At 62.3% G+C, this 14,080-nt stretch carries 12 protein-coding genes; 3 read left to right on the plus strand and 9 right to left on the minus strand.

What is annotated here, in order from left to right:
- Positions 1–568 precede the first annotated feature (568 nt).
- Both egtD and egtB read right to left on the minus strand, forming a co-directional pair.
- Positions 569–1,591: an L-histidine N(alpha)-methyltransferase gene (gene egtD, locus NAT49_RS07750; protein WP_251592897.1), complete on the minus strand. Its 1,023-nt coding sequence runs from the start codon at positions 1,589–1,591 to the stop codon at positions 569–571.
- Between the two features lie 112 nt (positions 1,592–1,703).
- Positions 1,704–3,002: an ergothioneine biosynthesis protein EgtB gene (egtB, locus tag NAT49_RS07755; RefSeq protein ID WP_251592899.1), complete on the minus strand. Its 1,299-nt coding sequence runs from the start codon at positions 3,000–3,002 to the stop codon at positions 1,704–1,706.
- Between the two features lie 162 nt (positions 3,003–3,164).
- Here egtB and NAT49_RS07760 point away from each other — a divergent pair, with 162 nt between their 5' ends.
- Together NAT49_RS07760 and NAT49_RS07765 are read left to right on the plus strand one after the other, a co-directional pair.
- On the plus strand, positions 3,165–4,352 hold the full coding sequence (locus NAT49_RS07760) for an MFS transporter (protein WP_251592901.1): 1,188 nt from the start codon (positions 3,165–3,167) through the stop codon (positions 4,350–4,352).
- A 99-nt stretch (positions 4,353–4,451) separates the two neighbouring features.
- Positions 4,452–4,685, plus strand: coding sequence for a hypothetical protein (locus NAT49_RS07765; RefSeq protein WP_251592903.1), 234 nt, complete (start codon positions 4,452–4,454; stop codon positions 4,683–4,685).
- Between the two features lie 31 nt (positions 4,686–4,716).
- Here the strand turns inward: NAT49_RS07765 and NAT49_RS07770 are convergent, their stop codons facing one another.
- On the minus strand, positions 4,717–6,087 hold the full coding sequence (locus NAT49_RS07770; protein ID WP_251592904.1) for an N-acetylmuramoyl-L-alanine amidase: 1,371 nt from the start codon (positions 6,085–6,087) through the stop codon (positions 4,717–4,719).
- A 334-nt stretch (positions 6,088–6,421) separates the two neighbouring features.
- Between NAT49_RS07770 and NAT49_RS07775 the strand changes: the two genes are divergently transcribed.
- Positions 6,422–6,574, plus strand: coding sequence for a hypothetical protein (locus NAT49_RS07775; protein ID WP_251592906.1), 153 nt, complete (start codon positions 6,422–6,424; stop codon positions 6,572–6,574).
- A gap of 73 nt (positions 6,575–6,647) precedes the next feature.
- Here the strand turns inward: NAT49_RS07775 and NAT49_RS07780 are convergent, their stop codons facing one another.
- The 6 genes from NAT49_RS07780 to NAT49_RS07805 form a co-directional block, all read right to left on the minus strand.
- Positions 6,648–7,496 carry an SDR family oxidoreductase gene (locus NAT49_RS07780; RefSeq protein WP_251592908.1) on the minus strand — a complete coding sequence of 283 codons (849 nt, stop codon included), beginning with the start codon at positions 7,494–7,496 and terminating at the stop codon, positions 6,648–6,650.
- A complete protein-coding gene (locus NAT49_RS07785; RefSeq protein ID WP_251592910.1) occupies positions 7,480–8,256 on the minus strand; it encodes an iron-containing redox enzyme family protein in 777 nt (258 codons plus the stop codon). Before NAT49_RS07785 ends, NAT49_RS07780 begins: the two co-directional genes overlap by 17 nt.
- Positions 8,249–9,916 (minus strand): AMP-binding protein, encoded by a 1,668-nt coding sequence (locus tag NAT49_RS07790; protein ID WP_251592912.1) that lies wholly within the window; start codon positions 9,914–9,916, stop codon positions 8,249–8,251. Before NAT49_RS07790 ends, NAT49_RS07785 begins: the two co-directional genes overlap by 8 nt.
- Positions 9,909–10,646 carry a thermostable hemolysin gene (locus NAT49_RS07795; RefSeq protein WP_251592914.1) on the minus strand — a complete coding sequence of 246 codons (738 nt, stop codon included), beginning with the start codon at positions 10,644–10,646 and terminating at the stop codon, positions 9,909–9,911. The genes NAT49_RS07790 and NAT49_RS07795 overlap by 8 nt, the downstream gene beginning before the upstream one ends.
- Positions 10,647–10,806: 160 nt before the next feature.
- Positions 10,807–11,556 carry a metal-binding protein ZinT gene (locus tag NAT49_RS07800; RefSeq protein WP_251592915.1) on the minus strand — a complete coding sequence of 250 codons (750 nt, stop codon included), beginning with the start codon at positions 11,554–11,556 and terminating at the stop codon, positions 10,807–10,809.
- A gap of 338 nt (positions 11,557–11,894) precedes the next feature.
- Positions 11,895–14,009, minus strand: coding sequence for a TonB-dependent siderophore receptor (locus NAT49_RS07805; RefSeq protein WP_251592916.1), 2,115 nt, complete (start codon positions 14,007–14,009; stop codon positions 11,895–11,897).
- Positions 14,010–14,080: the final 71 nt, after the last annotated feature.

The following is a 14,080-nucleotide window of genomic DNA, read 5'->3' on the forward strand; positions in this document are numbered from 1 at the left end:
TCGATAAGGACCGTGACTAGCTTGATGAGGAGATGGACCGTACGAATCGCCCTGATTCGTGGGCCCTGCGGCGCCGTTTCCGTCACCGCAAACAAAAGATAACCATTCTCATTTATTAACGCAACCATTGAGTACCAAATTGGTCCTCTTTTTTGAAAGCGAACGTAACCCTCCCCCGCGCACGCTCATAGCTCACCCACACCGTGTCGCCGCACCGCACTCGAACGACCTGATGGCGCACTCATGCAAGACGTACACGCACCTTCAGACACGGTGGCCTATTCTCGGGTCTTGAAGATGAAAAGTGCCGCGCGTGTTCTTGATGAGTGCTTTGACGCACGCAAAAAAAAGAGCCATCCAGAGGATGGCTCGATAAGGACCGTGACTAGCTTGATGAGGAGGTGGATCACCCGAATCGAGTGGATCCTGCGGGGCGTTGCCGCCACCGCAAACAAAAGATAACCATTCTCATTAAAGGATGCAAGTCATTTAAGACCGATTTGGTCCTATTTTTCCTTTGCCTGGCTTTACCGCATCTAAATCGCCGCAAAGGCATACAGGTGAGCGCCTAGCCCGGAATCAACGACTCCGGCAGGAACTCAAGCGTACTGCCTCGCTCGAAATAGTGAACGCTGAAAAGGCGGTCCGGGTCGTGCCACAGCGCGCGGGATTCGAACCCCGCATGAGCGGCGAGCGTCTTGAAGTCCTCGTCGCTGTATTTATAGGAATTCTCGGTGTGAATGCTTTCCCCGGCATCAAACGGGATCCGAAGCCCACCCAACGCAACGGTCTGCGCCTTGCGGCTGACAAGGTGCATTTCGATACGCTGCTCGGCCTCGTTCAAAAACGCGCGGTGCTCGAACTGGTCCGGATCAATGTCGCTGCCAAGCTCGATCTCGTAACGGGTCAAGAGGTTGCGATTGAACGCTGCTGTCACCCCGGCGGCGTCATTATACGCCTGTTCGAGAACCTCCCTGTCCTTCATGCGATCGACACCGATCAAAAGCCCGCCCCCGGGCGGCAGCATGTTGGCAAGGTTGCTTAACAGCATACGCGCCAGCGCCGGGGTGAAATTACCGATGCTCGACCCCGGGAAGAACACCACCGGCCGACCGCCGGCATCGAGCCCGCTGGGCAGGTGCATCGGTGAGGTGAAATCGGCCCAGGCAGCGTGCACGTCAAGCCACGGGTAATCCGCCGCCAGCCGCTCGGTGCTTTGAATCAGAAAGTCGCGTGAGATATCGACGCCAAGGTAGTGCCTGGGCTTGACCGCTTCCAAAAGCGTTCGCACCTTGCGGCTCGCCCCACTGCCAAGCTCGATCAGGGTTGCGTTCTCCCCAATCACCTCGGCGATGTCACCGGCGCGGTCGGCGAGCACCTGCTCTTCGGCCCGGGTGAGGTAATACTCGGGCTGGTTGCAGATCGCATCAAACAGCTGAGACCCTCGGTAATCGTAGAAGTACTTGGGCGAGGCCCATTTGGGGGAATCCAACAGACCGGCTATGGCGTCATCCAGAAAATCCTGTCCTATATCAAGCGTGTAATGCTGATCATGAAAACATACGGCACTGGTCATGGGGGCCTCGCTCATGGGTTGTCGTCATTACGTCACGGGGTCAAGCTCGTAATTGCACTCTCGCGTTTGTCCTAGCGCTCGTTTTTATCGTGTCATGGGGCGCATCATCACCCCGACCTTCATAACCTCATGCGTCTCGGGCAAGCCTTACGCCGGTAAACGGCCAGCGCGCTGATGTGGGAAAGAAGTTGCGATAGCTTGCGCGAATGTGGCCTTCAGGGGTCGCACAGCAGCCACCGCGCAGCACCATCTGGTTGGCCATGAACTTTCCGTTGTACTCACCAAGCGTTCCCGGCAGCGGAGTGAAGCCCGGGTATGGACGAAACGCGCTGCCCGTCCACTCCCACACGCCACCAAAGAGCTGACTGAAGGTGCCGTTTATCGGCTGCGCCCTGGGCTGATAATGACCGGCGTCCATGAACTGGCCATTAACCGGCTCATCCTGCGCCGCGATCTCCCATTCGGCCTCGGTCGGCAGACGACACCCCGCCCAGCGGGCGTAGGCATCAGCCTCGAAGAAACTGATGTGGCACACCGGCGCCTCCGGGTCGACCGGCGTCAAGCCGCCAAGCGTCATGTGATGCCACCGGCCGTCGCGACAGACCCAGTAAAGCGGCGCGTGCTGCGGCTGCTGATCGAGGCCGTGAAACCCTTCCGTCAACCAGAGTTCGGTGCGCTGATAGCCGCCATCGGCCATGAATGCCATGTACTCGGCGTTGGTGACCGGACGATTGGCAAGCTCAAAGCCGTGCTGATAGACACGGTGGCGCGGGGTTTCACAGTCGAAGGTGAATCCATCACCGGGCATGCGGCCAATCTGACGCACGCCTTCGGGAAAGCGGACCCACTCAAGCGCGGGCGCTGGCACGCGTGATGCCGGCGCCGCATTCGGGGCGTAGACCGGGTGCAATGGGTTCTGGGCAAGTATGTGCTTGATGTCCATGACCAGAAGCTCCTGATGCTGCTGCTCATGGTGAAGCCCAAGCTCCAGACGCGTCAGCAACTCATCGAGTTGCTCCGGTGGCGGCGCGCTCAAAAGCCGGGTCATGGCCTCGTCAACATGGGCTCGAAACCGCTGCACGTCCTCCACGCTCGGGCGCGACATCAGCCCCCGTTTTGGCCGTGGAAACGGCTCACCGTGGGTTTCGTAATAGGAATTGAACAGATAATCGAAGGCAGGATCGAGCGGGGTGTAACCGGAAAGATAGGGCTTCAGGAGGAAGGCTTCGAAAAACCAGCTGACGTGGGCCAGATGCCATTTCGGTGGGCTTACGTCCGGCATGCTTTGAATCACGTAATCTTCATGCTCAAGCGGCTCACAGAGCGCCTCCGTGGTTGCCCGAACGTGTTGATACCGAGCAAGCCAGGGCTTCGAGCGCGCCTGCGCCTCACTTGAGGTCGGCCGAGTCGAACCGAGGTGTTCCATCGTGGTCTCCCATCCGGGTTCGTACCGTTGATGTATGCGTAATTTTCAGCGTAGCAAGCTGCCTTTCCATTGCACGTAGCAATTCGTAACCCGGTGCATGGCTATCGGCCACACCAAACTGTGCTACCGTTGCGCGCTTATGGTCACCAACTAGATACGCTCATGTCCGCGCTCCTTCGCTCCCGCCGTTTCTGGCTCATTGCCTTCATGCTCGCCGCCCTCCTGCTGCGTGCGCCGATCGTCGTGCTGGGGCCGGTACTGGCGCCGATCATGTCCACGCTCTCGCTCAGCTCCAGCGAGGCGAGCCTTTTAACGACGCTGGTCATCCTGTGCTTCGGACTGCTCTCGCCCATTGCGCCAACGCTGGCCGGGCGCCTCGGACTCGACCGGGCACTCGCGATCGCCATGGCCGCCGTCGCCCTCGGCGGCGTGCTTAGAGGGGTCGCCCACTACGACATCATGCTGATCGGCACGCTTCTAGTCGGGTTCGGTATTGCCTGCGCGAACGTGTTCATGCCGAGCGTGGTCAAGCGCGACCGCCCTGACCGACTGGGCCAGACCATGGGGCTCTATACGATGGTGATGGGGGTCGGCGCGACGCTTGCCTCGGGCCTTGCCGTCTCTACCATGGAGCTTGCCGGCAGCTGGTCGGCGCCGATCTGGCTGTGGGCCGTGATCGCCGTTGTACCGGCGATGCTCTGGGGCATTCGAAGCACCCACGCCGGCAAACGCCCGAGCACAACCGAGGCCACCACCATCCGGGCGATGATGGGGAGTCGAGTCGCGTGGATGTTGACGCTGTTTCTCGGGGTGCAATCGTTTAGCTTCTACACCTTTCAAACCTGGCTGCCGACCCTTGCAACCGAGGGGGGCGTGAGTCATGACATGGCCGGCTGGATGCTGGCGACCGCCAACCTGATCTCGATGCCGGTCAGCTACCTTGTTGCCCGCATCGCGGCGCGGTGCGAGCGTCACAGTGCGCTGGCATTCACACTAACCAGTATCATCGGTGTGGCACTTGTTGGTCTGATGTGGTCTCCCTCGACGCTGCCGCTCTTTTGGGCGCTGTGTCTCGGGGCGGGTCAGGGGGGGTGCTTTACGCTTGCGCTGACGCTGATCGTCCTGCGCTCGCAAAGTTCGGCCGATGCCTCGGCGCTCTCCGGCATGTCACAAAGCATCGGGTATCTGATGGCCGCCAGCGGTCCGCTGGTGTTCGGTGCCTTCAAGGAGGCCACCGGTGACTGGCAGGCCTCGCTGGTCATGATGATGATCCTGCTGGGCTTTCAGGTCGTGTTCGGCGTATTGATCGGTCGCCCGACCAAGATCCAGCTGCGCTCGCGCGTGCGCTGAACGCTCAATCTCCCCTTGGCGGTGCCGTAATAGCTTCAAAGGCCTTGTGGGGTGTAGCGCCCCGCGGGACACACCACCGCGCACTGTCGGGAGTCCATCATGAACACCTTTACATACGCCACCTTTATCGGCGCCATTGTGCTGCTGCTTGGCTATCTTGTTTCCGGCGACGCCCTCGGCGCCTACGCCTTTCTCGATTGGCCCACCGCCACGCGCTGGCAGGTGATCGCGCTTTCCGGTACGGCGTTTGTCTGCTCGCTGATCACCCTTGCGCTCTCGACCAAGCGCCGCAATCTGCGAGTCCGCCATCACCGCCACCATCAGGACCATTGAGCCGAGCGCCCGAGTCTTTCGGTTTACGCCCTCATGCCTGCGGTACGCTCAGCACGTCACCGGGATGAATAGGCGCCCCGCCAGAAAGATCATTGGCCTTGCGAAGCGCCGTAACGCTGGTGCCAAGTCGCGCCGCGATCACCGATAATGAGTCACCCGAGCGGACCTTGTAGCGGCCTGCGCCCGGCGGCGCCTCGTCGGGGTGGTTTTTCTGCCAGGCAAGCAAGGTGCCCATCGGCGGCAACGAGGTGAAGTGATGCTCGAGCCCGAGCCCAATGGCCCGGCCCATCTTGCGCTGGAACTCGGCCGAGGCCAGCCGCCGCTCTCCGGCCGGATTGGATAGAAAATCGGTCTCGACCAGAAGCGAGGGAATGTCCGGCGAGCGCAGCACCGCGAAATTGGCCTGCTCTACATCCGACTTGAACACTGGATTGACCTTCTTGACCGCCTCAAGGACATCTCCGCCGGCCACCAGCGAGTCACTGATCTTGCTCTCAAGGCTCAAATCCACCAGCGTCTGGCGAATGACCTTGCTGCGCCCCTTGAGCGAGAGCGAACTGCCATCGCCGCCCACCATGCTCGAATGGTTTTCCTTCGCCGCCATCCAGCTTGCCATGGTTGACGTGGCGCCATGCGGAGACAGCGCAAAGACCATGGTGCCCCGTGGCCGCGTCGAGTCGACCGTGTTGGCGTGCACCGACACGAAAAAATCCGCCTTGTGCTGACGTGCGATCTCGACGCGATCTTCCAGCGGAATAAAGGTGTCGCCGGTTCGGGTCAGAAACGCGTGGAACCCGCGGCGCTGATTCAACGTGGCAACGATGTGGCGAGAAATCGCGAGCACTACCGTTTTTTCCTGAACGCCATCCGCCCCGTGTGCCCCCGGGTCGTGGCCGCCATGGCCCGGGTCGATCGCAATGATGACGTCGCGGGTACCTTCACCGCGTGCGCGCTTGGCAACGGTTCGAGATTTGCCCTGACGCTCGGCGATGGCCTCGATCGGGTCGGACGAGGTCATGGTGATGCGGGTGGTCTGATGCCCGCCGGCCCGCTCGGTGGAAAGCTCTGGCGTGCCCGGGGTCGAGCGAAGATCGAACACCAGCCGAAGGTCGGTCCCCTTGCGCACCCCTGAGCGCATGTTCTTGATGACGGTGCCGTCAAACTGCTCGGCCGGAACCGTGCTTCCACCCAGGCTCGTCCCGGGAAGATCCACCACCAACCGCGCGGGGTTACTCAGGGTAAACATCGACGGCTTGATCGTCTCGTTGGTGGTGATATCGATGGCAGTTGATCCGCTGCCATGTTCGATATCGATGCCCGATACCTGCCCTGCCAACGCCGACCCCGCCACCATAACCAACGAGACCAACGCTCCGATCACTGCCTGTTTTACGTTCAACATATCACTAGCTTTCTATTTATCTGCTTGGACTACACAAAAGCGGCGACGGTAACACTCTCCCTGCGACCTCGCCTACGGCCTTTCTGTCAGCAATTCTGACCAGACTGTCAGTCCATGTTGCGTTAGCGCACTCCTTTGGCGTTTATTTCTCCATAAAGTTCAAGGCTCTGGCTTTCATACTGAAAGCAGGGCACCTGCGTATTCGTCCTATTTCGTCACTGCGGCATCGATCAGTGCCACGACGTAGCGGCTATGCACGGTGGATTGGTGGATTCTTGAGCCACGGGTTAATTCAAGACGCAAACCACGCCGGCCGGTGAGTTAACGAGGCGGGATGATCCCTGAGCGCACCCCGGTCGATCACCCCTGGCGCCGAATGCCCAACCACGCGATAACCTCGCACATTTCCGACACGTCACTGTCGGCGCAGACCCGCTACGGCGCAGGCACCCTGGCCGGCGCCGGGGCCAACGCCTATCAGCGCTGAGAGACATCAACGCTTTACCAAGGCCGCGTGTTCACGCGGCCTTTTTATGGCAGTACTCGCATCGACCTCGGGGTCATACACTCGGATGAGAGTCGCTCGTGGCAGGCGCCGGAGAGCGTGACAGGTGCCGGTCGATCTCGGGCAGCGACTTGGCAATCCCCCGGTCAACAAGCGTGGGGAACAGGCTGTTGATCAGACAGAACAGACGCTCCTTGGTCCCCAGTGTCCTGCGGCGCTCGCCGCGCTCGAGCTGGGTGACAATCGCTTGAGCGACGCGCTCGGGGCTGTCGGCTGTATTGCCGAGTGCCTCGTTCATCGCCTTCGCCGTGGGCCCGTTCATGGCCGTGCTCGTGGTGCGCGGTGCCAAATACTGAACGCGTATCGCCGAGGGCGGAAACTCCCGGGAAAGCGCCTCGGCAAAGCCTTTCAGACCGGCCTTGCTGGCCCCATAGGCGGCGTAGCCGGGGTGGCCGATATGACCAAGCACCGAGCCGACAAACAGAAGCTGCGCTCGAGGCTGCTCAAGTAGCAGCGGCAACAGGGCGTGGGTCAGAAGCAGAGTGGCTGTCAGGTTGGTGGTCACCAGCCGTGAAATCTCCTCGGGCGCGGCCTCTTGAAACCACCCCAGCGCATTGATTCCCGCCAGATGAACCACCGTCGACGGGCGCTGATCGTAAGGTGCGCGGTACAGCCGGTCGATCAGGCGCGCCCGCCCGGCCTCGGTGGCCAGATCGAGATCGCCGACACGGTGATGGTTTATGCCGTGACGGCCAAGCTCACTGGCAAGGGCCGCCAGCCTGCGGCTGTCACGCCCGACCAGCCACAGTGTCGCGCCTTCAGCGTCGAGCTGTCGGGCAAGCGCCGCCCCGATGCCGCCGGTTGCCCCGGTAAGCAGAACGCAGCGATTAGAAAACGAGGTCATTGCGCGACTCCAGTACATCGTCGTGCCAGTTCGGCGCATCGGCAAGTGCTGCGTCATGCACCGCCCCATAGAGACGATAGAACGCCTTGGCCGCATGAAGAATGTGCGCCTGCTCATCGGGATCCTCGATGCTGTCCATCAGCTCGGCGAAAAAAGCCATGTGCGAGATATCCAGTTCACCGTGGGAAAACAGGTAGTGAAACGCCGATTCGGGCAGCTCAAGGCGTGCCTGCAAGGCGCGACCCGCCTGGCTCGCCACCGAGGTACTGGTGCCTTCAAGCACCAGCACCATGCCGAACATGGCGAGTGGATGGCGGCGGCGCACGCTGTCGTAGCCATAGGCCACCATCAGCTCCGTTTCAAACAGCGGCGGCCGAGTGCGCGCGTGGTCACGGGAGACACCGGTCGCCTCGAGATCGTCGAGAATCCAGTGCTCGTGGCCCTTTTCCTCATCGACGTACTCGGCGATTGCCTGGCGCAATGCGTCGCGATAGACAAACGATGGCCCTGAAAGCTCGGCCCCACAGGCCATCATCAGCGATACGGTATGGCGCACATGGTGATAGGCCTGGGCCAGAAACGCGCGATATTCGGCCAGACTGATGTCCCCGCGCTGGCCGCGCTGAATCAACGCGCCCTGCATCAGAGCCTGGCGGTCGGCGTGGGTGGCCTCGATCAGCGCGCGGTAAAACCCGCCGGGCTTGCCGTTATCGAGCGGGCTGGATGAGGTTGGTGCGGCGGTCATGGCAAGATCAGTCATGGAAACGGTCTCCATCGAGTGTCAGGGAAAACGCATGGCAGGAAGGAGCGGACACGGCGTCAGCTCCGGAAGATCCGGAAAAGCTCCGGTGGGTCAGTCGGTTGATGACGCCCTGTCGGCGTGCACGGATGTGTGCCCGGCGCAGACGACCGTTGGCGGTCAGCTCGCGGCTGGCCGCCGTGAGCGGGGGCGGCCCGTGGGGGTCGCCTTGGTCGAGCACCTGCCACCCACAAAGCCTTGCGTAATCGGGAAGGCGCGCGTTGAGCGCGACAATCGCGCGGTCCAGCGCCTCCTGGTCATTAGTCACGGCACTCATGGCCACGACCCTCAGAAGCGCCAGCGGCCCGGGCAGTCCATCGCCGAACACGAAGGCGCGCTGAATGCCGGGTAGAAGTTCCAGCTCGGCTTCGAGCCATTCGGGGGAAAGGTTGCGCGCGCTCGAAAGAATGAGCCGGTTGCCCTGACGCCCGCTCAGAAACCAGTGGCCGCCGGGTGCAAGGTGGCCCAGATCGCCGCTGGGCCAGGGCGCTGCATCGCAACGCGAGTCGCGCTCGCCCAGATACCCCAGCATGCGGCGGCCGTGAATCAGCAGCTGGCCGTCATCATCGAGGCGCACATCGAGCCCGTCGAGCGGTCGTCCGACTCGGCCGTCCTGAGGTTCGTCGGGCCGAGACAGACAGACCACCGAGCCCAGCTCGGAGAGCCCATAGCCCTGTGCGACCGGCACCCCCTGGGCGACCGCGCGCGCAAGCAGCGCCGTCGGAACATAACCGCCACCTACCGCAACCAGCGAGAGCGACGCGACCCAGTTCGGGCGGCCGTGCTCAGGCGCGATCAGCGCGCTCAAGGCACCAAGCAGCCCAGGCACCAGAATCAGGCTGTCAGGGCGGCGCGTCTCGAGCCAGGCGCGCCACTGCGGCACGCTCACGCCGCCACTGCCGTGAAGGCCCGTGTGCGCAGGCGCGTCCAGAATCACCTCGGCGCCTCGCCACAGGGCATACAGTGCACCGGCCAGATGCTCCAAAAGCACCGACATCGGTAATACGACCCCGTGTCGTTTCAGCGAAAGGCCATCAAGGCGCGCGTCAAGCCCATCAATGACCGACTCGAGATGCGCCCCGGACAAACACACCCCCTTGGGCGCCCCGGTGGTGCCCGAGGTAAAGGTAATCAGGCAGGTTCCTTTCGGCAGCCGGGCGACACGGCTGACGCGCGTATAAAGCGCCACCTCGGGCGGCGAGCCTGTCAGCGCGACAGCCGGTATCGCAAGTGTCGCAGTGAGGCGCGTGCCGTGATCGAACGCTGCAGGCATCGACGCCCCATCACCAGCGCTGGAGGTGACGATCAGCGTATCCAGACCGGTGGTCTCGAGAACGTGTTCGATCTGCTCCGAGCTGAAAAACTCAGGGATGGGGGTCACCGGTAGGCCCGCCTGCCACGCCGCAAGCTGAGCGATAAGCCACAGCGGCGAGTTCGACCCCATGAGGCCAACGTGGCGGGCGCCGGCCTGCATCAGTTGACCTGACAGCGCATCGACGGCGCGATACAGCGCGCGGTGCGTAAGCGTCAGTGTGCGACCGTCGTCAAGGCGCCCTACAAGGCTTTGCCCATTGGCGGCGCGTTCGGCCCGAAACGCCATTCGTTCAAGCAGCTCACGCATGGCCCACCTCGCTCGGCCAGGGCGCGGCCAACGCCGCCGGCAACGGCGGCATCGGGGCCTGCGCATGGGGCAACAGCCGGCAGGCGCGTTCCAAAAGCCGGCGCCCCAGTGGGTCACATCGCAGGCGATGCGCTTCATGCAGCGGGCGAATCGCAACGACCTGAGGAGCCTGGTCGTAGTATTGCCCCCAGTCGGTAGGCTCGCTCAAATGCTCGCGCCGGGCGTCCTGCAGTGGGGTCATGGCGATGCCGAGCCGAGCCAGCCCGTTTCGAACGTCTCGCGAGGCCGTCACCACCAGATGCTCTATTTCGAGCGCTTCGAGCACCAGAACCAGCGAAAGCATCAGACTGCGCCCGGCCCCGGGGGTCATGCTGGCAAGGCTGCCGACCTCCATGATGCGCTGAGGCGACGGAACGCAGTGGGCAAGGCCACGGTCATGCAGCACCGTGCCAACACGTTCGCCCAGGTACTGCTCGACCATCAGCGCGCCCTCATCGGCACGCTTGAGGCCAATTATTGCCAGCAGTGCCCCCTCATCATCATGAAGCGCCAGCAGCCGAGCGTAGCGAACGTTCACCTGCGCGCGGTGGTGCAGGCTGAAAGCGGCCGCCACCAGCGCAGTGGCGGTGCATCGCTGATGAGGGGCAAGCCAGGCGAGAAAGGCCCCTTGAGCCGTGCTCGAATGAGCGTTTTTCTGGGTCCCGCCAGGGAATTCGACCGCGTACGCCATGCATCACCTCGAGGATCGATCGGTAGGAGGCGATCCAGACTAGGGCGCAATAGTTAACGAACCATTAACAGGGCGAGCGGTATGGCCTATAAAAACGGCCGCGTGTTCACGCGGCCGTTTCATGGTCAGAGAGGGGAAACAGAGATAAACGGGTGCCGGCTCAGTGCGCCATCATTTCACGCGCAACCTGCTCGCCACTAAGCCCCGCCGGATAGTAGGTCGGCCAGTTGGTAACGTTGTCCAACAGCGCCTGACGGTCACTGCCCATGTAAATGTGGTAGTGGCTGGCATCGGTGGGGGCAATGTCGTGATCGCTGAACTGAATGAACGTCGGCGCTTCGACATCGCCCGAGGCTTTTTCAAAGATATAGCGCACGCCGCGGTTGCCCGCTTTATAGGTCAGGATCTCATGGCCATCGTCGACGTAATGGCCGGTGTAGGCCTCGCCATTGGCGTGAAAGGTCACGTCCTGACCGTTGATCTCGATGCGCTCGACATCGGTGCGATAGCCGGTGCGGTAATACGACGTGTACTCCGCGGCACTTTTATCGCCCGCGTGCGCCTTGTGTGCGAACACCTCATCAAGCGAGCCGTCTTCCAACAGCGGGTACACCGACTGCCAATCGCCCTGCCAATCCTTGAGCGTGCGCGCCTTGACCTGAGCGTCGTCGAAATAGCCCTTGTGCACCTGGCTGTCGCGCGCGTGGTCGTGGTCGTGGTCGTGGTCGTGGTCGTGGTCGTGGTCGTGGTCGTGGTCGTGGTCGTGGTCGTGGTCACCATGAGCATGCGCGTGATCGGCCGGCTGATCATGATTGTGCGACTGCTCGGCGGCGAATGCGGCGAAGGGGCTGGCGGTGGCAAAAAGGCCAAGTGCAAGCGCGGCGGTACGGCGGGAAAGGCCGGCGGTCATATAACAGGCTCCAGAGCGGTCGGGTTGATTTAATTATGTTATACCATAACGTTTAGACCCTAAAACGACAATCCTTTCCCATGGACACCCTGATGGTGTTCGAGCCTTACCCTACAGGGCACGGCCCAAAAGACCGCGCCAACTCGGTAAAAAGACCGGCATTGATCCCGACAAACAGACATAAAAAAGCCCGGCTCGAAGGCCGGGCAACGCTATCTAGGCGACGTCCCTGACTCTACGCACGTTGAGCGGGGCATGCCTTATGCGCCCCGTGTCGCCGACGCCCTTACACCGGCCCGCGTCTGCGAGCGCGCTGGAGCTGGAGCTGGCAGACGCATCTACCAGTGATAGCGCAGTGTGCCCAGCACGGAACGGCCCTCACCGTAGAAGGCACTGTTACTGAACGGATTCACATCGGTGATGTACTCGCGGTCGAACAGGTTGTGCGCATTGACCGTCAGGTCGACCCGTGGCGTGAACCGATAGCGGGCCATCGCCTCCACCAGCGTATACGAGGCCGCTTTCACAGTGTTGGCGTCGTCGGAATAGGACGAGCCGACAAAGCGCGTGCCCAGACCAAGGGTCAGCTCGTCGCCCGGCAGGGTGTAATCGGCCCAGAAAGAGGCCATGTGACGCGGCACCAGGCCCGGCCGATTGCCCTCATTGCCACTGAAGCCATCGCGGTCGATGCGGGCGTCCCAGTAGGAATAGGCCGCGATCAGATTGAGCCGCTCGGCCAGTGCAAGCTTGCCCTCGAGCTCGAGCCCTTGAACCGAGACCTCGCCAATCTGGCGATAGCGCGTCGGCGTGACCTGCGTCGCCACGTTGGTCTGGGTCAGATCGAACGCCGCCACGGTGACGAGCGCATTGAGCGTCTCGGGGCGGTACTTCATGCCCACCTCGTACTGCGTACCTTCCTGCGGTTCAGCGCGGCCGACCAGCAGAGTCCGGCTGGCCGGGGGCTGAAACGACTCGGAATAGTTCGCGTAGAGCGACAGCGACTCGGTGGCCTTATACGTGAGGCCCGCGCGCTTGGTGAAGGCGTAGTCGGTAGTCTCGCTGGCAGTACCCGACGACAGCGACTCCGTCTCGACCTCGTCATAGCGTCCGCCGAGGGTCAGAATCCAGCGCTCGTCGAACGTCAACTCCTCCTGAAGGTAATAGCCCTGCCCTTCCCGTTTCTGATGAAACCGAACCGGTGCGGCCAGATCGATGCAGGCGCGGCCGCAATAGCGCGGCTGGGTGATGTCGATGCCGCCGGCGCTTCCATAGCGCTGGGCCTCGGTGGTGTCGGTGTGCGTGTACTCGATGCCCGCCAGCGTCTTGCTCGATATGTTGCCAAGCTCGGCGTCGTAGATCAGTCGGCTGTCGATGTTGTATTGATCGCTCTCGCCGAGAATGCCGTAGGCCTCCCTGGAGACCGCCGGATCCGCCGCGCCCAGATACACCGACTCGAGCGTTAGATCCGTGTGGGTATAGCGCGCGGTCTGTTCAAGGCTCAGTCCGTTACCGAAGGCATGGCGCAGATCGAATCCGAGGTTGCGCTCGATCGTATTCATCGCGTCGTAGCCGGGCTCCCCCAGAAACGTCTGCGGGTCGATGTTCGAGCCATAGGGAATCGCGTTGGAGGCGTTGCTGTCGCGCTGGTTGAAGTCGGCCAGAAACGTCAGTGACGTCTGCGCGCTGGGCGCCCACGTCAGTGCCGGGGCAAGGTAGAGCCGGTCGTCCTCGGTGTGCCGTGCCCCCCGGTCAGCCTCCTGCCATTTGGCCGTGAGTCGGTACCGCCACTCGGCATTGATTGGCCCGCCTACATCGGCCCCGGTCTCTTGGTGGCCGTCACCCAGGGTGGTGTAGACCTCGCCGAAGGCGTACTCGGTCGGGCGCTTGGTGATCGCATTGACCAGGCCGCCCGGAGCGTTGAGTCCAAACAGCGAGGACGTCGAGCCTTTCAGTACATCGATGCGCTGCAGGCCATAGGGCTCGAGCCGGCTGCCGGTAAAGTTGACGGTGCGGTGAGCCAGGCCGTCTCGGTACGTGCCGAGGGCCGTATTATCGAAGCCTCGAATCATGAAGTAATCGTAGCGGTTGTCCGACCCGTACTGCCCCACCGATACCCCGGCGGTATAGCCAAGCACCTGCTCCAGATCCTGCGCCTTGCGCTGGGCGATTTCCTCCTCGGTCACCACCGAGACGGTGCTGGAAAGGTCCAGAAGCGCGGTGTCGGTCTTGCTGCCAGTGGTGGTTCGATCAGCGATGATCGAGCCATCGGTTCCAATGGGGCTTTGCTGCAACGCACTGGATTCAACCGTCACGGTCTCACCGCGCTCGGCAAGCGCAGGGCCGCTCAGCACCAGGGCTGCGAATGTGACGCCAAGTGCGGAAACGCGTGCACGCTGCGGCGAGGTAACAAAGACCGCGCCGGTACGCCCACCCGGTGAAATGTTGGTGATCATGAAGGTTCCCTGTGTTCTGGCATGCCCTGACGCCGGCATGCGCTTTTATTCGAATTGGCCGCGCCGATTCT

Origin of the sequence: Larsenimonas suaedae, assembly GCF_023712105.1 — a bacterium.
GTDB classification, from domain to species: Bacteria; Pseudomonadota; Gammaproteobacteria; order Pseudomonadales; family Halomonadaceae; genus Larsenimonas; species Larsenimonas suaedae.